This window comes from Stutzerimonas chloritidismutans (assembly GCF_051486945.1).
GTDB classification, from domain to species: Bacteria; Pseudomonadota; Gammaproteobacteria; order Pseudomonadales; family Pseudomonadaceae; genus Stutzerimonas; species Stutzerimonas chloritidismutans_B.
Genome location: NZ_JAHVDX010000001.1, coordinates 1,242,892 through 1,263,066 on the forward strand (window position 1 = coordinate 1,242,892; position 20,175 = coordinate 1,263,066).

General features: G+C 62.2%; 18 protein-coding genes. 10 read left to right on the plus strand and 8 right to left on the minus strand.

Annotated elements, in window-relative coordinates; genetic code table 11:
- The first annotated feature begins 41 nt into the window (after positions 1 to 41).
- The gene (locus KXR72_RS05640; RefSeq protein ID WP_437420098.1) at positions 42 to 1,010 is read left to right on the plus strand and encodes a LuxR family transcriptional regulator; all 969 of its coding nucleotides are present in this window, start codon (positions 42 to 44) and stop codon (positions 1,008 to 1,010) included.
- A gap of 29 nt (positions 1,011 to 1,039) precedes the next feature.
- Here the strand turns inward: KXR72_RS05640 and KXR72_RS05645 are convergent, their stop codons facing one another.
- The 4 genes from KXR72_RS05645 to KXR72_RS05660 form a co-directional block, all read right to left on the minus strand.
- Positions 1,040 to 2,239, minus strand: coding sequence for a tyrosine-type recombinase/integrase (locus KXR72_RS05645; protein WP_437420099.1), 1,200 nt, complete (start codon positions 2,237 to 2,239; stop codon positions 1,040 to 1,042).
- Positions 2,240 to 2,546: 307 nt separating this feature from the next.
- A complete protein-coding gene (guaA, locus tag KXR72_RS05650; protein ID WP_437420100.1) occupies positions 2,547 to 4,127 on the minus strand; it encodes a glutamine-hydrolyzing GMP synthase in 1,581 nt (526 codons plus the stop codon).
- A gap of 101 nt (positions 4,128 to 4,228) precedes the next feature.
- Entirely contained in the window at positions 4,229 to 5,698 is a 1,470-nt protein-coding gene (gene guaB / locus KXR72_RS05655) for an IMP dehydrogenase (protein ID WP_437420101.1), read from the minus strand.
- Positions 5,699 to 5,824: 126 nt separating this feature from the next.
- The gene (locus KXR72_RS05660) at positions 5,825 to 6,376 is read right to left on the minus strand and encodes a sugar ABC transporter ATPase (RefSeq protein ID WP_437420102.1); all 552 of its coding nucleotides are present in this window, start codon (positions 6,374 to 6,376) and stop codon (positions 5,825 to 5,827) included.
- Positions 6,377 to 6,489: 113 nt separating this feature from the next.
- Between KXR72_RS05660 and xseA the strand changes: the two genes are divergently transcribed.
- From xseA to KXR72_RS05680, 4 genes are all read left to right on the plus strand, one after another.
- Positions 6,490 to 7,866 carry an exodeoxyribonuclease VII large subunit gene (gene xseA / locus KXR72_RS05665; RefSeq protein WP_437420386.1) on the plus strand — a complete coding sequence of 459 codons (1,377 nt, stop codon included), beginning with the start codon at positions 6,490 to 6,492 and terminating at the stop codon, positions 7,864 to 7,866.
- Positions 7,867 to 7,968: 102 nt separating this feature from the next.
- Positions 7,969 to 8,793, plus strand: a complete 825-nt coding sequence (locus KXR72_RS05670; protein ID WP_437420103.1) for a peptidoglycan DD-metalloendopeptidase family protein — start codon at positions 7,969 to 7,971, stop codon at positions 8,791 to 8,793.
- Between the two features lie 9 nt (positions 8,794 to 8,802).
- Positions 8,803 to 9,345 (plus strand): hydrolase, encoded by a 543-nt coding sequence (locus KXR72_RS05675; protein ID WP_437420104.1) that lies wholly within the window; start codon positions 8,803 to 8,805, stop codon positions 9,343 to 9,345.
- 27 nt (positions 9,346 to 9,372) lie between these two features.
- Positions 9,373 to 10,665 carry a mechanosensitive ion channel family protein gene (locus KXR72_RS05680; protein ID WP_437420105.1) on the plus strand — a complete coding sequence of 431 codons (1,293 nt, stop codon included), beginning with the start codon at positions 9,373 to 9,375 and terminating at the stop codon, positions 10,663 to 10,665.
- 103 nt (positions 10,666 to 10,768) lie between these two features.
- On the opposite strand, the gene KXR72_RS05685 is transcribed toward KXR72_RS05680, so the two are convergent.
- Both KXR72_RS05685 and KXR72_RS05690 read right to left on the minus strand, forming a co-directional pair.
- Entirely contained in the window at positions 10,769 to 12,889 is a 2,121-nt protein-coding gene (locus KXR72_RS05685; protein WP_437420106.1) for a TonB-dependent copper receptor, read from the minus strand.
- Positions 12,890 to 12,943: 54 nt separating this feature from the next.
- Positions 12,944 to 13,345, minus strand: coding sequence for a DUF2946 domain-containing protein (locus tag KXR72_RS05690; protein ID WP_437420107.1), 402 nt, complete (start codon positions 13,343 to 13,345; stop codon positions 12,944 to 12,946).
- A 283-nt stretch (positions 13,346 to 13,628) separates the two neighbouring features.
- Here KXR72_RS05690 and leuA point away from each other — a divergent pair, with 283 nt between their 5' ends.
- The 5 genes from leuA (at position 13,629) to KXR72_RS05715 (ending at position 18,169) form a co-directional block, all read left to right on the plus strand.
- Positions 13,629 to 15,299, plus strand: a complete 1,671-nt coding sequence (gene leuA, locus KXR72_RS05695; protein ID WP_437420108.1) for a 2-isopropylmalate synthase — start codon at positions 13,629 to 13,631, stop codon at positions 15,297 to 15,299.
- Positions 15,300 to 15,406: 107 nt separating this feature from the next.
- Complete coding sequence (locus tag KXR72_RS05700; RefSeq protein WP_437420109.1) at positions 15,407 to 16,264, plus strand: carboxylate/amino acid/amine transporter; 858 nt, start codon at positions 15,407 to 15,409, stop codon at positions 16,262 to 16,264.
- A gap of 96 nt (positions 16,265 to 16,360) precedes the next feature.
- A complete protein-coding gene (locus KXR72_RS05705) occupies positions 16,361 to 17,101 on the plus strand; it encodes an endonuclease (RefSeq protein WP_437420110.1) in 741 nt (246 codons plus the stop codon).
- Between the two features lie 56 nt (positions 17,102 to 17,157).
- Positions 17,158 to 17,784, plus strand: a complete 627-nt coding sequence (locus tag KXR72_RS05710) for a DUF2238 domain-containing protein (protein WP_437420111.1) — start codon at positions 17,158 to 17,160, stop codon at positions 17,782 to 17,784.
- A gap of 4 nt (positions 17,785 to 17,788) precedes the next feature.
- The gene (locus KXR72_RS05715) at positions 17,789 to 18,169 is read left to right on the plus strand and encodes a DUF2784 domain-containing protein (protein ID WP_437420112.1); all 381 of its coding nucleotides are present in this window, start codon (positions 17,789 to 17,791) and stop codon (positions 18,167 to 18,169) included.
- Between the two features lie 10 nt (positions 18,170 to 18,179).
- Here KXR72_RS05715 and KXR72_RS05720 read toward each other — a convergent pair whose 3' ends face one another.
- Together KXR72_RS05720 and KXR72_RS05725 are read right to left on the minus strand one after the other, a co-directional pair.
- Positions 18,180 to 18,974 carry an amidohydrolase gene (locus KXR72_RS05720; RefSeq protein WP_437420113.1) on the minus strand — a complete coding sequence of 265 codons (795 nt, stop codon included), beginning with the start codon at positions 18,972 to 18,974 and terminating at the stop codon, positions 18,180 to 18,182.
- A complete protein-coding gene (locus KXR72_RS05725) occupies positions 18,962 to 20,110 on the minus strand; it encodes a pyridoxal phosphate-dependent aminotransferase (RefSeq protein ID WP_437420114.1) in 1,149 nt (382 codons plus the stop codon). Before KXR72_RS05725 ends, KXR72_RS05720 begins: the two co-directional genes overlap by 13 nt.
- Positions 20,111 to 20,175: the final 65 nt, after the last annotated feature.

The following is a 20,175-nucleotide window of genomic DNA, read 5'->3' on the forward strand; positions in this document are numbered from 1 at the left end:
TGCACATTGCTTTACCGTGTTAATTGTCCATAATAGTTGACATGAGAAAAGAATTTAGCATCGTCGTATGGGCAAATTGCGCACCTTCAGTTTTGGAAGCCATTCGGAAATTCGAGGGGCGCTGGCAGCCGTATTCCATATCTTCTCGGCGCTATCCAATCATTGGGTTGATAGAAGAAGTCATCGATCCCGCTGTGGCCGCATACATGACGACTCTTCCGGACAAGTACAGTGGATACGTGCCGGGATCTGGTACGGGCGTTAGTCTCAGCGCGATCATTCGGCTAGTAGGACTTGACGCTATGGTTCGCATGCAACGTCAGCTGCTACGCCAATTTATCAAGACGGAGGATAGGCAGACCGCTACAGACCAGCGCTTTGTCGCAACCCTGGAGTCAATTATAGAATTGGTCTGGGACTGCGCCTGCAAACGACCCAAAACGTCAAACCCCGCAAAAGGCGTCAACCTAAATAGCCAACGAAAACATGGTTTTTGCGATCTCTGCGGCAATCTAACCGAGTTCGCTGCCTTCATGGCGACGATAGCTGATGGGCGTATCAATGATGTCGAACTGGACGACCATAGAAAGCTCGAACTCAGCCACCGATACTGCCTCAAGCACCGGCCGAAGCGGATGGATGGCGCATGGAACCCAACGTATCGGACAGCTAAACGATCCCAGGGACAGTTTGATCTCGAACTCGCAAGGCTCAACCGTCAATGCGCGAAACGGTCCACGCCACAGGCAGCATCCGGGACCCCGCTGGTAGACAGTTATTTCTACTATTACATGTTGGGCCAAACAACCCAGCCAGCGGACAAGGCGGAACTCCGCTATCAAGCGCGCCTCATGGTGGATTCAAAGCTATCAGATAGAAAAAAGCAGATGCTTGCACTGCTGCACTTCGGTTTCAGTCAATCGGAGATTGGGCGAAGATTGGGAATCGGACGCCAAGCCGTATCGAAGGCGCTGGGGTCCATTCCTGATGCGCTCCATTTGAAGCGGTAACATCAGCGTGAAATTTAGCCGCTAAAAAATCAGCGGGAATTACCAGCAGTCCAGTCATCGATCATATTGGCCCAATCCTGCAACATCTCCCGCCGCTGGTCGCGGTACTCAGCTTTGTTGTAAACCGCTCGCACGCCCTTCTGTTCATGAGCAAGACACTTCTCAATCCAATCGGTGTTGTAACCTGCCTCATGCAGAAGCGTGCTTGCCGTACGCCTCAGGTCATGCGGCCCGAACTTGCCAAGCGGTTTGCCTTCCTTTTGCGCGAGTCGATAGGTCAAAGTCAGCACTTGATTGATCGTCGCAGCGCTCATAGGCTGATCGGAATCGTAACGAGACGGGAAAACGTAGTCCGAGCCGCCCGCAAAGGTCTTTAGCGCAATGAAGAAGTCCAGGGCCTGCCTAGACAGGAACACCAAATGAGGGTTACGACGCTTCATGCGCTCCTTGGGAATGGTCCATAGCGCCTCCGTAAAGTTGATTTCGCCCCATGTGGCATTGGTCAACTCACTCTTGCGCACCATGGTGAGTAACAACAGTTTGGCTGCGGCACGCACAGATGATGCAGTACCGATACGGTCCATATACTGGTACATCAGGGCGATCTCATCAGGCGCCAATGCGCGGTCACGAGGTTCGAACTTGGCAATGCTTGCCGAACGAACCAAGTCGGCGGGGTTCTCAACTTTCTGACCTCGCTCAATTGCCCAGCGGAACACCTGCTGTACGATTTCGCGCGCATGCACCGCCGTCGCCGGGGCACCGCGCTCGACAATGGAGTCAGCGAGTGCTCGCAGATCTTCATGGTTGATTTCGATGAGCTTTCGGCTACCAAATTTCGACTTCAGCTCACGCTCATAGACCGAACGGCGCATGTCACGAGTTGAATCAGCCATCTGATAGCCACGTAGCCATTTTTGGGCCCAAGCATCGAAGGTCTCTGCATCTTTGACGCGCGCCTTGGCCCGCGCTTTCTCCTTCGCAGGAGACTTGCCTGCAGCGATCATCTTCTTCGCTTCACCCAAGCGCTCCCGCGCCTCTGCCAAGGTAATTCCACCAACCCCGTAGCGACCGAAGGTGATGGTCTCCTGCCTGCCGTGAATTGCGTAGTTGTAGCGGAATGAGATTGAGCCGGCAGGCGTGACCGCAACATAAAGACCATCTCGGTCATTGGCTTTGTATAGCTTCTCTTGCGGTTTGAGGTTGCGCAGCTTGGTATCGGTCAGCATCGCCCTGGCGAATCTCCAAGTAGAAATACCATGATAGAAAGGCCTCAATCTAAAAGGATATAAACCCTTATAAATCAATGACTAACCTAAAATAAATACCATGAAGCCAGCTCGACACCACCATGGTATCGAGGGCAGCGCATGGCATTTCATCTGGATACTACCATTATCTGTACCACGCAAAAGAGTTGCTTGCCGCTGCCAAAACTTGCCAGAAAATTCCACACGCAAAATGCAAGAAGCCCGCAATTACGCGGGCTCCAAGGCATCTATTGCCAGTTAGTGCCGGACATTGCCGGACGGTCGATCATTCCCACTCGATCGTTGCTGGCGGTTTGCTCGACACGTCGTAGGTCACGCGGGAGATACCTTCGATTTCGTTAATGATGCGGTTGGAGACCTTCTCCAGCAGCTCGTAGGGCAGGTGCGCCCAGCGGGCCGTCATAAAGTCGATGGTTTCGACCGCACGCAACGCGACGACCCAGGCGTACCGACGCCCATCCCCCACCACACCGACCGATTTCACCGGCTGGAATACCACGAAGGCTTGGCTGACCTTGTGGTACCAATCCGCCTTGCGCAGCTCGGTGATGAAGATGTCATCGGCGCGACGCAGCAGGTCGGCGTATTCCTTCTTCACTTCGCCGAGAATACGCACGCCCAGACCCGGGCCCGGGAAGGGATGGCGATACACCATATCGTAGGGAAGGCCGAGTTCGAGCCCGATCTTGCGGACTTCGTCCTTGAACAGCTCACGTAACGGCTCGACCAGTTTGAGGTTCATTTCCTCCGGCAGGCCGCCGACGTTGTGGTGAGATTTGATCACGTGCGCCTTGCCACTCTTGGCGCCGGCCGATTCGATGACGTCCGGGTAGATCGTGCCCTGAGCCAAGAACTGGATGTTGTCGAGCTTGCTCGCCTGAGCGTCGAAGACGTCGATGAACGTACGGCCGATGATCTTGCGCTTCTTTTCCGGATCGGCCTCGCCGGCGAGGTTGTCCAGAAATTGCGCTTCGGCGTCAGCCCGGATCACCTTGACGCCCATGTTCTCGGCGAACATGGCCATGACCTGGTCACCCTCGTGCAGACGCAGCAGGCCATTGTCGACGAAAACGCAGGTCAGCTGTTCGCCAATGGCCTTATGCAGCAGCGCCGCGACAACGGAAGAGTCCACGCCGCCAGACAGGCCCAGCAGAACGTTGTCAGAACCCACCTGAGCGCGCACTTGCTCGACGAGGTCCTCGACGATGTTGGACGGCGTCCAGAGCGCCTCGCAGCCACAGATCTCCAGCAGGAAGCGCGACAGAATGCGCCCGCCCTGGCGAGTGTGGGTCACTTCCGGGTGGAACTGTACGCCGTAATAGCAACGCTCCTCGTCGCCCATGGCGGCAATCGGGCAGCTCGGCGTGCTGGCCAGGATATGGAAGCCCTTCGGCAAATCGGTGACCTTGTCGCCGTGGCTCATCCAGACATCGAGGCCGAACACGCCGTCGTCGTCCATGTGGTCTTCAATGCCGTCAAACAACTTGGACTTGCCGACCAGATCAACCCGTGCATAGCCGAACTCGCGCTCGTCCGAGCCTTGAACCCGGCCACCCAGCTGCTCGGACATGGTCTGCATGCCGTAGCAGATGCCGAACAGCGGCACACCAAGGTCGAAGACGATCTGCGGCGCACGTGGGCTGCCCGCTTCATGAACGGACTCGGGGCCACCCGCGAGGATGATGCCGCGCGGGGCGAAAGTCCGGATGTCGTCCTCGCTCATGTCCCACGGATGCAACTCGCAGTAAACACCGAGCTCGCGAACGCGACGGGCGATCAACTGGGTGTATTGGGAGCCAAAATCGAGGATCAGGATGCGGTGAGCGTGAATGTCTTGATGGGCCATTTTTTTCCCCTGGGAAAAACGGCTGAAGGCTGAACGCAAGCGGCTGAAGGAGTCATGTGCTCATCCAGCCGCTCGGCGTTCAGCCTCCAGCGACAGAAATATCAACCAACCCGGTAGTTGGGCGCTTCCTTGGTGATCTGCACGTCATGCACGTGCGACTCCGCCATGCCGGCCCCGGTGATGCGTACGAACTGCGGGCGGGTGCGCATATCGTCGATGGTCGCGCTGCCGGTGTAGCCCATGGAGGCACGCAGGCCGCCCATCAGCTGGTGGATGATCGCAGCCAGCGAACCCTTGTACGGCACACGCCCTTCGATGCCCTCGGGGACGAGTTTCTCGGCACCCGCGGCGGAATCCTGGAAGTAGCGGTCGGACGAGCCCTGGGCCTGGGACATTGCGCCAAGCGAGCCCATGCCACGGTAGGCTTTATAGGAGCGGCCCTGGAAGAGCTCAATCTCGCCCGGGGCTTCTTCGGTACCGGCAAACATAGAGCCCATCATCACGGCATTGGCGCCGGCGACGATGGCCTTGGACAGGTCACCGGAGAAACGGATACCGCCGTCGGCGATCATCGGCACGCCGGTGCCTTCGAGCGCAGCGGAGACGTTAGCAATGGCAGAGATCTGCGGCACGCCGACACCGGCGACAATGCGGGTGGTGCAGATCGAGCCCGGACCGATGCCGACCTTGACCGCGTCGGCGCCGGCCTTGACCAGGTCAAGCGCGGCTTCGGCGGTGGCAATGTTGCCGCCAATGACCTGTACCTGTGGGAAGTTGTCCTTCACCCAGCGCACGCGATCGAGTACGCCGCGCGAATGGCCGTGAGCGGTATCGACGACGATCACGTCAACGCCGGCTGCTGCCAGTGCTTCGACGCGCTCGGCGGTATCAGCACCTGTGCCGACCGCAGCACCGACACGCAACCGACCCTGATCGTCCTTCGACGCCAGTGGGTAGGTCTTGGCTTTTTCGATATCACGGAAGGTGACCAGGCCACGCAGGTGGAAATTGCTGTCGACGACCAGCATCTTCTCGATGCGGTGCTCATGGAGCTTGGCTTTGATTTGCTCGAGACCAGTGCCTTCCTGAACGGTGATCAGCTTTTCCTTCGGCGTCATGATCGCGGCGACCGAATCACCGACGTTCGGCGTGAAGCGCAGGTCGCGCCCGGTCACGATACCCACCAGCTCCTTGCCCGACACCACGGGGAAGCCCGAGAAGCCCAGTTCGCGCGCCTTGCGCAGCAACTCGCTGATCTTGGTTTCAGGGCTGACGGTGGCCGGATCGTGAACGATAGCCGTCTCGTGACGCTTGACCTTGCGCACCTCAGCCGCCTGCTGCTCCACGTTCATGTTCTTGTGGATGATGCCGATGCCGCCTTCCTGCGCCATGGCGATGGCCAGGCGGCCCTCGGTAACGGTATCCATCGCGGCCGAAACGAGGGGAATGTTCAGCTCGATTTCGCGGGTCAGGCGGGTCTTGAGGCTGACATCCTTCGGCAAGACCTCGGAATAACCCGGGATCAGGAGAACGTCATCGAAAGTCAGGGCTTCTTGGCTGATACGCAGCATGGCGGGGGCTCCCAGGCGGGAAAAAGGAAGCGCGGCATTATACCCACGCCGCCCCTTACGCTCAATGCGCGCGCATTAGTGTCCAGAAACACCACCGAGCGCGTCGCTGCCGAACTGACCGTTCGGTCACGCCGAAGCGACGATCAGCGACACCGCAAAACCGAGGCGCTCGGCAAACTCCTCGATAAAGGTGGGCTTGAACTCCGCGTCGCCCCAGCCGTTAAAGATGAAGCCCAGGTTGGAAAAACCGCAGGCCGGGATGAAGAGAAACCCGTTGATGTCGTCCTCGAAACCGCATTCAGGGCAGATGAAATTTTCCGTCTGCGCCGGCATCCATTCGTCCAGACTCTCGAACAACGCTTCCCCGATTTCCCGACGGCACTCCGGGCAGCCGGCCTCCTCGGCGAAATCGCGGGTGGGTGTATAGATGCAGCGTTTAAGCACGACTTCCAATCCATTGATCGCTTCGCCGAAGGGCAAACGGTCCGGGTGATGCACCACGCGGCGCGCTCCTGGGGCGATCGCATACCCCATTCCACCCGCGCCGCGCGCGCAAGTCGTGGGCAATGGCTCGACGATGCGGCGTTCGGCCAGCCATCGCAGGATCATGCGCGCCTTGGCTTCATGGCCCGGGAAGGTGGAGACGCGAGGGACGATGATGGCTTGGCTGTGGCCCATGAACGGCTCTGCAGGTGATGTCGTGGCCGCGCAGCTTAATGCCACGCCAGGGGAGGTCAATGCCGGCTGGTCGGTTGCAGCACCCCTCGCCCGTTTCCCTTATCATCGCCGCCATGCTCAACGATCCTTTCCAACGCCTGAATCTCGACCGCGAAGTGCTGACGGTCAGCCAGCTCAACAACCGCGCACGGTTGCTGCTGGAGGACGTGTTCGCCCAGGTCTGGGTCGAAGGCGAAATCTCCAACCTGGCCAAGCCGGCTTCCGGCCACCTGTATTTCACGCTCAAGGACAAGAACGCCCAGGTACGCTGCGCCCTGTTCCGCCAGAACGCGTTGCGCGTGCGGCAGGCGTTGCGTGACGGCCTGGCGGTCAAGGTTCGCGGCCGCGTATCGCTCTTCGAAGGCCGTGGCGATTACCAGCTGATCCTCGACAATGTCGAGCCAGCGGGCGACGGTTCCCTGCGCCTGGCGTTCGAGGCGCTGAAAGAAAAGCTCAGCGCCGAGGGTCTGTTCGACGCAGCCGGCAAGCGCGCGCTGCCCGCTCACCCGCGACGGATCGGCATTGTCAGCTCGCCCACCGGCGCGGTGATCCGCGACATCATCACCGTGTTCCGCCGCCGCGCACCGCATGTCGCGCTGACGCTGGTCCCTACCCCGGTACAGGGCCGCGACGCGACGGTGCAGATCGTCCGTGCGCTGGAACTGGCCGATCGTGGCGGTTTCGATGCATTGATTCTCGCCCGCGGTGGTGGCTCGCTGGAGGATCTTTGGTGCTTCAACGAAGAGGTCGTAGCGCGCGCGGTGGCCGCCTGCGAGACGCCCATAGTCTGCGCGGTTGGCCACGAGACGGACGTGTCCATCGCCGATTTCGTCGCCGATGTGCGCGCCCCAACCCCCTCGGCCGCCGCCGAACTGCTAGCACCCAGTAGCGCCGACGTGCGCCAGCGCCTCGAAGGCCTGCGCCAGCGGTTGCTGCTGCGGATGCATGACCGCTTGCATCGCGACGGGGCCCGCCTCGACAGCCTGACGCGACGTCTGCGTCATCCCGGCGAACGCCTCCAGCAACAAGCCCAGCGGATCGACGACCTCGAACAGCGCCTGTTGCGCGGCATTGACCGCCGCCTCTGTGCCGGACAGGAGCGTTTTGCACGCTTGGACACCCGGCTGAATGCGCAACATCCAGGGCGTAACCTCACGCTCCTGAAACAGCGCCTCGAGCATCTGTCCGGGCGGCTGCCCCGCGCCATGCAGGACCGGCTCAAGGGTCAGCGGCACCAGCTCCAGGCAGCAGTGCAAACACTCAATGTAGTCAGCCCGCTCGCCACGCTGTCACGCGGCTACAGCATCCTGCTCGACGAGCGAGGCCAGGCGATTCGCAGCGCCAAGCAGACCCAACCCGGCCAGCGGCTCAAGGCACGCCTGGGTGAAGGCGAACTGGACGTGCGGGTCGAGGACAACCACCTCGTACCCGTGACCCTGCCGCTGCTCTGAGGCACCTTGGAGGCCCACCGCGCTGTGAGCCGCGCCTCCCCGCCTCTTTCGCTGGCTGGAGGTTTACGCGAGGATGGGCCATTTCTCCAGACGGATCCCCGCATGCTTCGCGCCTTCGCCTTGCTGATTACCCTCCTGCTTGCCCTTCCCGCCCATGCCGAGGGCTTCCTCACTCGCTTGCTGAACAAACCCGTGCCGGGCGGCGTCGCGGTCGTCGACCTGGGCGATGCAGCCAGTGCTCCACGTGCCCGGTACGATGGCAAGCCGGTACTGGTGATCCGTGAAGACGGCCAGCGCTGGATCGCGATCGTCGGCATTCCCCTCTCGACCAAGGCCGTTGAGCAGACGCTCGACGTCGACGGCCAGCCCCGCCCGTTCCGCGTCTCGCCCCGCACCTATCGAGAACAACGCATCACCCTTAAAAATCAGCGCCAGGTTGATCCCAACCCCGACGATCTCAAGCGCATCGAGCGCGAACTGAACGAGCAGACACGCGCTTACCGAGCATTCAGCGCGCGCCAGCCCAGCAATCTGCTATTCGACAAGCCGGTCGACGGCCCGCTGTCCTCGCCGTTCGGGCTGCGCCGCTTTTTCAACGGCCAGGAGCGCAACCCGCATTCGGGGCTCGACTTTGCCGTGCCGGCCGGCACACCGATCAAGGCGCCCGCCGCCGGCACGGTCATCCTGACCGGCGATTACTTCTTCAATGGCAAGACAGTATTCGTCGACCACGGCCAGGGATTGATCAGCATGTTCTGTCATCTGTCCAAGGTAGAGGTGCAGGTCGGCGACGCGCTCGACCGGGGCGCAGTGCTCGGCCGGGTCGGCTCGACCGGTCGCGCGACCGGCCCGCACCTGCACTGGAACGTCAGCCTCAACGATTCGCGCGTCGACCCGTCTATCTTCATTGGCGCATTCAAACCCTGAGGAGCCGCCATGCTCATCCACCCGCAGCAATCCACCCTGCTCATCGTCGATATCCAAGAGCGGCTGTTTCCCGCTATCGAGGGCGGCGCCACGCTGGCTGACCACAGTGCCTGGCTGATCCAGGTCGCGCAGCGCGTCGGCGTGCCGGTGCTGCTGACCGAGCAATACAGCAAGGGCCTTGGTCCGACGCTCGCCTCGCTGCGCGACGGCATTGCCGAAGACGCGATCATTGAGAAGCTGCATTTCTCGGCGGCCCGCGACGGCGAGCTGTTCAAACGGCCCGGCGGCGAGCGGCAGCAGTTCGTGATCAGCGGTATCGAGACCCATATCTGCGTGCTGCAAACGACGCTCGACCTTCTCGCTCGCGGCAACCAGGTGTTCATCGTCGAGGAGGCCGTCGGCTCCCGGCGCGCCACTGACAAGGCGCTCGGGCTCGCGCGCATGCAACAGGCTGGCGCGCAGATCGTGTCGCGCGAAATGGTCGCCTTCGAATGGATGGAACAGGCCGGCACGGACCTGTTCCGCTCGATCAGCCGCGAATTCATACGCTGACCGCTACCCAATGACGGAGTCATACCGATGCAGGACGAACTGAGCAGTTCAATGGATTGGCTCAGGGCCCATCCCGAGCTCCAGACACTCGTCGCCAGCGCGGCGTTGTTGTTTGCCGCCTGGCTGGCCAACTGGGTGGTCAAGCGCATCCTCGTGCGCGGCCTATACAAGGTGCTGCGCAGCTCGCGGGATGCGCAATTGCAGGACTTTGGCATCATCCGCCGCCTGTCGAACATCGTTCCGGCCTTGGTGCTCTCGGTCGGGGTCAACGCGGTGCCCGGCCTGCCTGAAGCGGCCGTCACCGTGGTGCGCAATGTGTGTAGCGGCTTTATCGTCCTGACGATCGCGCTCGCCCTGGGCGCGCTGCTGGACATCATCAACCTGATGTACCAGCGCCGTGCCGATGCTCACGTCCATCCGATCAAGGGCTACCTGCAGGTCATCAAGATCGCCATTTATGCGATTGCGACGATCCTCATCATCGCCACACTGATCGACCGCTCGCCGCTGATCCTGCTGTCCGGCCTCGGCGCGATGGCGGCGGTGCTGCTGTTGATCTTCCAGGACACTATCCTCTCGCTCGTTGCCAGCGTGCAGATCTCCTCGAACGACATCATCCGCGTCGGCGACTGGATCGAGATGCCGCAACTCAACGCCGACGGCGACGTGATCGACATCGCGCTGCATACCGTGAAGGTGCAGAACTGGGACAAGACCATCACCAATATCCCGACCAAGCGCTTTATCAGCGACTCGTTCAAGAACTGGCGCGGCATGCAGGAAAGCGGCGGCCGGCGCATCAAGCGCTGCCTCTACCTGGATCAGCAGAGCGTGCATTTCCTGAGCACGGACGAGTGCGAGCGCCTGCACCGCTTCAACCTGCTCGACGACTACCTCACCGAGAAACGCCGCGAGATCGACGAGTGGAACGCCAAGCTAGAAGAGCGCGGCAAGGAGCCGGTCAATACTCGGCGCATCACCAACATCGGCAGCTTCCGCGCTTACGTGGAGCGCTATCTGCGCAGCCACGGCGGCATTCATCAGTCCATGACGCTGATCGTCCGCCAACTGAGCCCGACGGCAGATGGCCTGCCGTTGGAGATCTACTGCTTCACCAATACGGTGCAGTGGGTGAAGTACGAGAGCATCCAATCGGACATCTTCGACCATCTGCTGGCGATCCTGCCGGAGTTCGGCTTGCGCGTCTTCCAGCACCCGAGCGGCGCGGACATGCGCGACTGGCGCGCCACGTCTGGGCAACCCGGCGAAGTGACGAGAGCCGCGCAAGCGGGCGCGCCGGACGGCACCAGCCCACCCTAAAAGCCGTCTGGCGCTGCGGCGCGCTGCCGGTCGACGCGGCCGGCTTGGCCAACCGGCAAGCCGGAGCAGCAAAACGCCCTGCCCCGGCTTATGGCGCTGCTGGTCAGAAGCTCATGTCGACACGAGCCCAGTAGGTGCGGCCCGGCTCGTTGATGCGCTCGTCCGCCGCCATGCCGATTCCGGCATTGCCGGCAAGGTTCAGATGCTCGCTGTAGGCCTTGCCGAGCAGGTTGTCGATGCCAGTGCTCAGCTTGAGATGACGGTTCAGGCGATAGGCGCCGTTGAGCGAGAACACCCCGAAACCTGCGCTCTCATCGAAGTCCCGACTGACCACGTTGCCCTTCCCTTCGGCCACCCGGGTCTGCGCCGCGACCAGCCGCCACAGGCCCGCCGCGCTCCAGTCGCCGCGCTCGTAACCCAGCCCCAGGCGCCCTTCCAGCGGCGGCATCTGCGGCAGCGCTTGGCCATCGGAACTGTTCTTGCCCCAGGCATAGGCCAGGCTGGCATCGGTTTTCCAGTTCGAATTCAGGCGGTAGGTGGCGCCGAGTTCGCCGCCCATGATGCGCGCGTCGACATTGCCGGCGCTAGAGGTCGACATGCCCATCATGTTGGTCCCGTAGCTGAACAGGATGAAGTCCCGCACCTGCCCCACATACGCCGAGGCCCAGGCATCGAGCGGGCCCTGGCTGTACTGCAGGCCGACATCGAGTTGGGTGGTCTTTTCCGGTTTCACGTTGGCAAAGGCATTGGCACCGCCTGAGAACAGCTCCCAGTAGTCGGGGAAGCGCTGGGTGTGGCCCAGGCCGACGTAGGCCGTTGCCGGAAGCGAACGCAGGTTTTGCTCATAGCGCAGGAAGCCGCTCGGCAGGTTGTCGCTGCGACTGTCACCCGCCGAGGGGCCGCTGCTGCGGTAGTCCTGCGTGGTCGCGTGATCCAGGCGCGCGCCGCCGATGAGGCGACTATCATCGTTCAGCGAACGGGTCAGTTCGCCGAACACGCCGTAATCGTGGAAGTCCGCGTCCTTGTCCCAGGCGAAACGGTCATGCGCCGTGAAGTCGCCGGTCATCATGTCGTAGCGGGAACTGCGCTTGCGGTGCTCGTTGCGCTGCGCATCGACCCCGGACACCAGGGTGTAGTCGTCCCACTGCCAGGTCGCGGCCAACCGGCCGCCCAGGGTGCGCCGGTCGACGTTGGCCGCCATGGGGTTGGCCATCATGCCGGTACCCGAAGGCGTGCGCAGACTGAAGTTGTCCATGACGTGGTCGGCATAGTTGTAGTAGACGCGCGCCTCGATCTTCTGCAGCACCTCGCCAAGGTTGGACCGCTCGAACCGCAGCGCCGCGCTCTCGCGCTTGAACTGGCTGCCGTCCATGCCGCGTCCGGCATAACGCGCTTCACCGTCACCGCGGCCCACGGTCAGCTCGAGCAACGTGTCGTCGTCGGGCGTCCAGCCCAGCGCGACGTCGCTGTTCCACTTGGCATAGCGCGACGGGACGGTATCGCCGTTGCCATCGGCGTAGTCATCGGCCTGCGAACTGTTGGCCATCAGCCGCGCGTAGCCTTGGGCATTGCCGGCGGCCGCATCGAGGTTACGGTCGAAGCGTCCGTTCGAAGCCGTCAGCACGCTGCCATTGAGGCGGTAGTCCGGCTCGCTGAACTGCTCCGGCTCACGCTCGAAGAGCACCGTGGCAGCCGACGCGCCGGGGCCCCAGAGCACCGTCTGTGGCCCCTTGATGACCGTCAGTTTGTCGTAGGTGTCCGGGCTGATGTACGAGCTGGGCGAGTCCATGCGGCTCGGGCAAGCGCCAAGCATCTCGCCGCCGTTGGACAGCAACTTCAGGCGCGAGCCGAACATGCCACGAAACACCGGATCGCCGTTGACGCCGCCGTTACGCACCGCCGAGAAGCCGGGGATGGTCTTCAGGTAATCGGCACCGTCGCTGGCCGGCATCGGCTGGCGCGGAACCTTCGGATCGGTGACCACGGTGAGCGGCGATTGCTGCGCGACACCAGTGATGACCATGGGCGCCAGCTCATACGTCGCGCCAGCGTCGGCATGCGCGGCGTGGTCCTGCGGATCGGTAGGTTCGGCCGCGAGCGCCGTGCCGGCCAGCACGGCCAGCAAGGCGCCATGGGCCAGCTGCCAGCGACGGCAGCCAGGACGAAGAGCAAAAGTAACGGACAGGCGCGAGCGCGCCGTGCAACCACGAGTGTGCCTGGACATAGGTTTTCCATATCTGCGTTGACTTGTCAGGCCGCGTGCAGGCGGCCCGGAGCATCAGCCAGGCAGTACGGGTGGCGCGCGCGGGTATCCGCTGCTGCTGCGCCGGGTCGGGGGCAGAGGCTTCGCAGGCAGTGCATGGACGGGGACAGGACGCAGCAGCGGCAAGGCTAGCTGCAACGACAGTGTCAGCGGCGGATTGAGCGTCAGCAGCTCGCAATAGCCGCAGAATTTCAGCGCGCTCAGCCATGCGGGGGCACTGACCCCGCGGCCGCCGTGGTGGTCCATGGCGGTAGAAGCCGCCTGCCCTAGCTCATCATGCAGGTGCACATGCGCACTGGCGTTGGATGTCTGCGCAGCGGTGGCCTGCAGGGCGGAGTACAAGGGGCCGACATGAATCATCAGCATGGCGAACAAGCCAAGCCAGATGCTCGATGTCGAAAGCCCTTTGCGTGTCACGACTGCATTCCTGTTTCAGACAAGCTCCAGCGGAGCGGCAGGATCATCGCACGCCCATTCGACCCATCGATGCGACATGAGGCCGCAAGCCAGGCGGCAAGCGAACGCCCAACCAGCCACCCTTTCCAACCATTTATTGCTTTCAAAAAGAATAATTGGTGATTTATTCCAATTTTAAAACTGTTCTTGCAATAGATCCCGGAGACCAACTAGGTTTGCACCATCAACGATGCTGTACGCGAGAGCCGCCCCCTCTCGCCCACGCCACCGACGGAGAAACACCATGACCATGCTCAAGAATCCCTCGACGAAATATCGCGCTTTTCCGGCGATCAACATTGCGGATCGGACCTGGCCATCGAAAACCATCACGCAGGCACCGATCTGGCTGAGCTCCGATCTGCGCGACGGCAACCAGTCGCTGATCGAGCCGATGGATGCCGGCAAGAAAATGCGTTTCTTCAAGACACTGGTGCAGATCGGCCTCAAGGAGATCGAGGTGGGCTTCCCGTCGGCGTCGCAGACCGATTTCGATTTCGTCCGTGAACTGATCGAGGGCGGTCATATTCCCGACGACGTGACCATCCAGGTACTGACCCAGGCCCGCGAGGACCTGATCACCCGTACCTTCGAATCGCTTAAGGGCGCCAAGCGGGCCATCGTCCACTATTACAACGCGACCGCGCCGAGCTTCCGCCGCATCGTCTTCAACCAGGACAGGGCCGGTGTGGTGAACATCGCCGTGAGCGCGGCGAAGGTCATCAAGCGTCTGGCCGAGGCAGCGCCTGAAACCGATTGGCGCTTCGAGTATTCGCCCGAGGTGTTCAGCTCGACCGAGACCGACTTTGCCGTCGAGGTGTGCAACGCCGTGATCGAGGTGTTCCAGCCGACGCCTGCGCAGAAGCTGATTCTCAACCTGCCGGCGACGATCGAAGCGGCGACGCCGAACATCTACGCCGATCAGATCGAGTACTTCGGTCGCCATGTAAACAAGCGCGACAGCGTGCTGATCAGCCTGCACACCCATAACGACCGCGGCACCGGTGTCGCCGCCACCGAGCTGGGCCTGATGGCGGGTGCCGATCGCGTCGAAGGCTGCCTGTTCGGCAACGGCGAACGCACCGGCAACGTCGACCTGGTGACCGTGGCGCTGAACCTCTACACCCAGGGTGTCGATCCGCAACTGGACTTCTCCGATATCGACGCCGTGCGCAAGGTGGTCGAGGAATGCAACCAGCTGCCGGTGCATCCGCGCCATCCCTATGTCGGCGACCTGGTCCACACCGCCTTCTCCGGCTCGCACCAGGACGCGATCCGCAAGGGTTTCAGCCAGCAGGACCCGAACGGCATGTGGGAAGTGCCCTATCTGCCAATCGACCCGGCCGACATCGGCCGCAGCTACGAAGCGGTGATTCGTGTCAACAGCCAGTCCGGCAAGGGTGGCATCACCTACCTGCTCGAGCAGGAATACGGCATCAGCCTGCCACGGCGCATGCAGATCGAGTTCAGCCAGGTGGTGCAACGCGAAACCGATCGCCTCGGCCTGGAAATGAGTGCCAAGCAGATCTATGCATTGCTGGAAAGCGAGTACTTGCAGGCTACCGCCCCCTACACGTTGAAGAGCCATCGCTTGCAGGAGGAGAACGGCACCAGCGCCGTCGATGTGGAGGTGTCCAGCGAGGGCGAGATCATGCGCTGGCGCGGCATCGGCAAGGGCCCGCTGGAGGCGCTGGTTGCGGGCTTGCCGGTCAAGCTGGAGATCATGGATTACCACGAGCATTCGATCGGCGCCGGCAGCAACGCCCGCGCGGCCGCCTATATCGAGGTCCGCCTGGACGGCGAGCGACCGCTGCATGGAATCGGCATCGACGAAAACATCACGACAGCCAGCATTCGCGCGCTGTTTAGCGCCTTGAACCGGGCATCTCGCGAAGCGCAGAGCAAGGCGGCCTGACGCGACCACCTAACCCGGGGCGCATTCGCGCCTCGGGATGGCTGCACGACCTCTTCCCCCTTTCGCACCGAGCCGGTATGGTCGCCGCCCCGTCATGAGGAGTCGGCATGCGCTACCTGGTTCTCGTCACCCTGCTCTGGGCCTATTCCTTTAACCTGATCGGCGCCTACCTTGCCGGCCAGGTCGACAGCTACTTCGCCGTTCTCACCCGCGTGCTGCTCGCCAGCGCCGTGTTCCTGCCCTTGACACGCTGGCGTGGTGTGGCGCCCGGTTTCATCGCCGGTGTCACGCTGGTTGGCGCGCTGCAATTCGGCGTGACCTACCTGTGCCTCTACCTCAGTTTCAACGTGTTGACCGTCGCCGAAGTGCTGCTGTTCACGGTGTTGACGCCCCTGCACGTGACGCTCATCGACGACGCGATCAACCGCCGCTTCAACCCGTGGGCACTGGTGGCCGCCGCCGTGGCGGTGCTTGGCGCAGCGATCATCCGCTACGACGGTATCACCGAGGACTTCCTAGGCGGCTTCCTGCTCATGCAGCTGGCGAACTTTACCTTCGCTGCCGGCCAGGTCGGCTATAAGCATCTGGCCCAGCGCTATCCTTCGGACATTCCGCTTTACCGCCGCTTCGGTTATTTCTTCCTCGGGGCACTGGTCATCGTGCTGCCGGCATGGTTGCTGTTCGGCAATCCAGACAAATTACCGAGTACCCCGGCCCAATGGGGCGTATTGATCTGGATGGGCGTGTTGGCGACGGCGCTGGGCCAGTTCTGCTGGAACAAGGGGGCCACGCTGGTCGACGCCGGGACCCTTGCGGTCATGAACAACATGGCCGTACCGGTTGGCCTGATTCTCAACCTGGTCATCTGGGGCACCGAAACCAATCTGTTGCTGTTGGCCATTGGTGGAGTAATTATCCTGGCCTCGCTGCGGATCAATCGGCTGGGCTTGGAGCAGGCCAGGTGATATCAGTAACTTATTGTTATCTATGAAGATTCAGCCAGATCAGTAAGATAGCGCGCCCCGCATGGATGCGATTCTCAGCCTGTCGTCGAGAACACCATGCGCCTGCTCAGCCTGCTTCTGCTCGCCTTGCTTTTACCCGTCCAGACCCACGCCGAGGCGCCACGCACGTTTCGCGAAGCGAAGAAGATCGCCTCGCGGATCTATGCCGAACGCCCCGTCGACTTCTATTGCCGCTGTCAGTTCAAGGGCAGCCGCATCGACCTCGCCAGCTGTGGCTACCAACCCCGAAAACAGCCCAGGCGCGCCGCGCGGGTCGAATGGGAGCACATCGTCCCGGCTTGGGTGATCGGCCACCAGCGACAATGCTGGCAACAGGGCGGCCGCAAGCAATGCACCTCTCGCGATCCGGTATTCAGCCAGGCGGAAGCCGACCTGCACAATCTCGTGCCCGTCGTCGGAGAAGTGAACGGCGATCGCAGCAACTACGGTTTCGGCATGCTCAGCGAAAAGCCGACCCAGTACGGGGCATGCCCGTTCGTGGTGAACTTCAAACAACGCACCGCCATGCCGCCGGCTTACAGCCGCGGCGTGATCGCCCGGGTTTACCTGTACATGAGCGAGCGCTATCACCTGCGCCTGTCGAAGCAAGACCGACGGCTCTACGACCTATGGAACAGGCAGTATCCGGTCGACGAATGGGAACGCTGGCGAAACCGTAGCGTGGCTTGCGCGCAGGGCAACGCCAACCGCTATGTTGGCCAGGTCGACCTGCAGCGCTGCCCTCGCCTGCTCTCTCGCCATGGCGACGCAGAACGAACATTCGGGAGGCCGGGCTAGGTCGTTGCGCCGGCCAGGCGCGCATTGCATGCTCTGCTGCATCCGGGAGGCCTGACATGCACGATAAAACGCTCTACGCGACGCTCTCAACCGGGGTTCTGCTGGCCCTTGTCTGCTCCGGCATCGCGCCTTATGACCGCGCCACCTGGCTACTCGAAGTTGCACCCGTGCTGATTGCCGCCCCGCTGCTCGTTTGGAGCTACGGTCGTTTGCCGCTGACGCGGCTGTTGTATGGGGTGATCGCCATTCATGCGTTGGTCCTGATTCTCGGTGGCGCCTACACCTACGCCCGGGTGCCGCCGGGCTTCTGGGTCCAGGATTGGCTGGACCTGGAGCGCAACCCCTACGACAAGCTTGGCCACTTCATCCAGGGCGTTACCCCTGCGCTGCTGGCCCGGGAGATCCTGCTACGCCTCGGCGTCGTCAGGCCAGGGCGGATGCTCGGTTTCCTCGCCATCTGCGTGGCCTTGGGATTCAGCGCCTTCTACGAACTCATCGAGTGGTGGGTGGCGTTGCTGGCCGGCCAAGGTGCAGAGGATTTTCTCGGAACGCAGGGCGACCCCTGGGACACCCAGTCGGACATGTTCATGGCGTTGCTTGGTGCGCTGTTCGCGGTAGGCCTGCTGGCCCGCCGGCAAGACCGCCAGATCAGCGCCTTCAACCCGCCCAGTTCGAGGGAATGACGTCATGCTCTACCGGATTGCCGCGGATGCGGTACTGCTAGTGCACCTGGCATTCATTCTGTTCGTGTTGCTTGGCGGCCTGTTGGTCGCCTGGAAGCGGGGCTGGATTGTGCTGCATCTCCCCGCTGCGGCCTGGGGCGTCTATGTCGAGCTCACTGGCCGCCTATGCCCACTGACCGGCCTGGAAAATCAGCTACGCCGGCTCGCGGGCGAGGCCGGGTACGAGGCTGGTTTCATCGAGCATCACCTGCTGCCGCTCATCTACCCCGACTGGCTGAGCGTACCTGTGCAGTACGCGCTGGCGGCTATCGTCGTGCTGACCAACGCCTCGATCTACGGCATGCTGATGTGGCGTCACAAGCAAAGCCGGGCCGCCCGTCGCTGACTCGCCGCGCTCAATACTTCAGCTCAAACGCATCGCCATCGCGATAAGCCGGGAACTTGCTGCGAAACCTTGCGAGGTTGCCAGCACTTAGCGTTATCCGGAACACGCCGTCCGCATCGCCAGCTTCCAGCAGCGGATCGCCCAAATAGTCGAGCACCTGGCTATCACCGCTGTATGGGTAGCCTTTACCGTCTTCCCCGACCCGATTCACCGCCGCCACGAAACACAGGTTCTCGATGGCACGCGCCGGCAGCAACCGGTTCCAGGCACTGCGCCGCGCGGCGGGCCAGTTTGCCGTGTAGAGCAGCAGGTCGGTGTCGTGCGCGTCGCGGCTCCATACCGGGAAGCGCAGGTCGTAACAGATCAACGGACGCACATGCCAGCCGTTCAGTTCGAACAGCACGCGTTCGCTGCCGGCAGTGTAGTGCTCGTGCTCGCCAGCCATGCGGAACAAGTGGCGCTTGTCGTAATGAGCGATTTGGCCATCAGGGCGCGCCCAGAGTAACCGGTTGCGGTGCGTGCCGTCCGCCGCCTCGATGATGACGCTACCCGTGACCACCGCCTTCATCCGCGCCGCATGCTCGCGCAGCCACGCATAGGTCGGCCCTTCCTCGGGCTCGGCCAATTCTGCGGCGCTCATCGAAAAAGCGGTGGTGAACATCTCGGGAAGCACGATCAGATCGGCGCCGCGCGCCTCGTCGAGCAAGCCGATGAACTGCTCCCGGTTGGCCTGGGCATCCTGCCAGACGAGGCTCGTCTGGATGAGCGCCAGCTCAAGATCGGGTAGGGTTGTCAAATCGCGCATAGTCGTTCCGCTGCCTGGCGCAGCGTCTCCTCTCGTTTTGCAAAGCAGAAGCGAACCAGTCGCAGGCCTTCCGGCGGCGTCTGGTAGAACACTGAGATCGGAATCGTCGCGACGCCATGCTCCCGGGTCAACCATTCGGACATCGAGACGTCATCGAGATCGGGGCGAATCGACGAATAGTCAGCCAGCTGGAAATAGGTGCCAGCCGCCCGGTTGAAGCTGAATCGCGAGCCGGCGAGCAGGTCGCAGAACAGATCACGCTTGGCCTCGTAGAAGCCCGGCAACTCGTCGAGATGCTCCGGGTGGGCTGCCATGAAATCCGCCAGCGCCCACTGCAGCGGCGTTACGCCGGTAAAGCTGACGTATTGGTGCACCTTGCGCAGCTCGTTGCCGAGCGCAGGCGGCGCGATGACGTAGCCGGTCTTCCAGCCGGTGACGTGGTAGGTCTTGCCGAACGAGCTGACCACGAAGGCGCGCTCGTACAGCTCGTCGTGACGCAGCACGCTGGCATGCTCACGGCCGTCGAACACCAGATGTTCGTACACCTCGTCGCTGAGCACGTAGATGTCACGGTCGCGAATCAGCGTCGCCAGGCGGTCAAGATCCGCCCGCTCGATCAGAGTCCCACTGGGATTGTGCGGCGTGTTCAGCACGATCATGCGCGTACGCGGGTTGATCGCATCAGCCAGCTTCTGCCAGTCGATCGAGAAGCCTGGCAGGCTCAGCGCTTGATGCACGCACACACCTCCAGCCAGCTCGACGGAGGGCTCGTAGCTGTCATAGCAGGGATCGAACACGATCACTTCGTCGCCCGGCCGGACGACCGCGTGGATTGCGCAAAAGATCGCCTGGGTAGCGCCGGGCGTAATGGTGACATCGGTATCGGCACTGACTTGCCGACCGTAGCGTGCCGCGACCTTGCTGGCCACCTGCTCGCGTAACGCTGGCAGGCCGGTCATGGGGGCGTACTGGTTGTGCCCGGCCATGACATGGTGGGCCACGGCCTCGCGTAACGCATCCGGGCCGTCAAAATCAGGGAAGCCCTGCGACAGGTTCAGCGCACCCGTCTGAGCCGCCAGCTGCGACATGGTGGTGAAGATGGTAGTGCCGACATGGGGCAATTTACTGATGAGCATGGCCGCCTTCCAACTGGCCTGCCGCACGGGCTACGGCAGGGTCCGACAGAATAGCCGATGCAGGC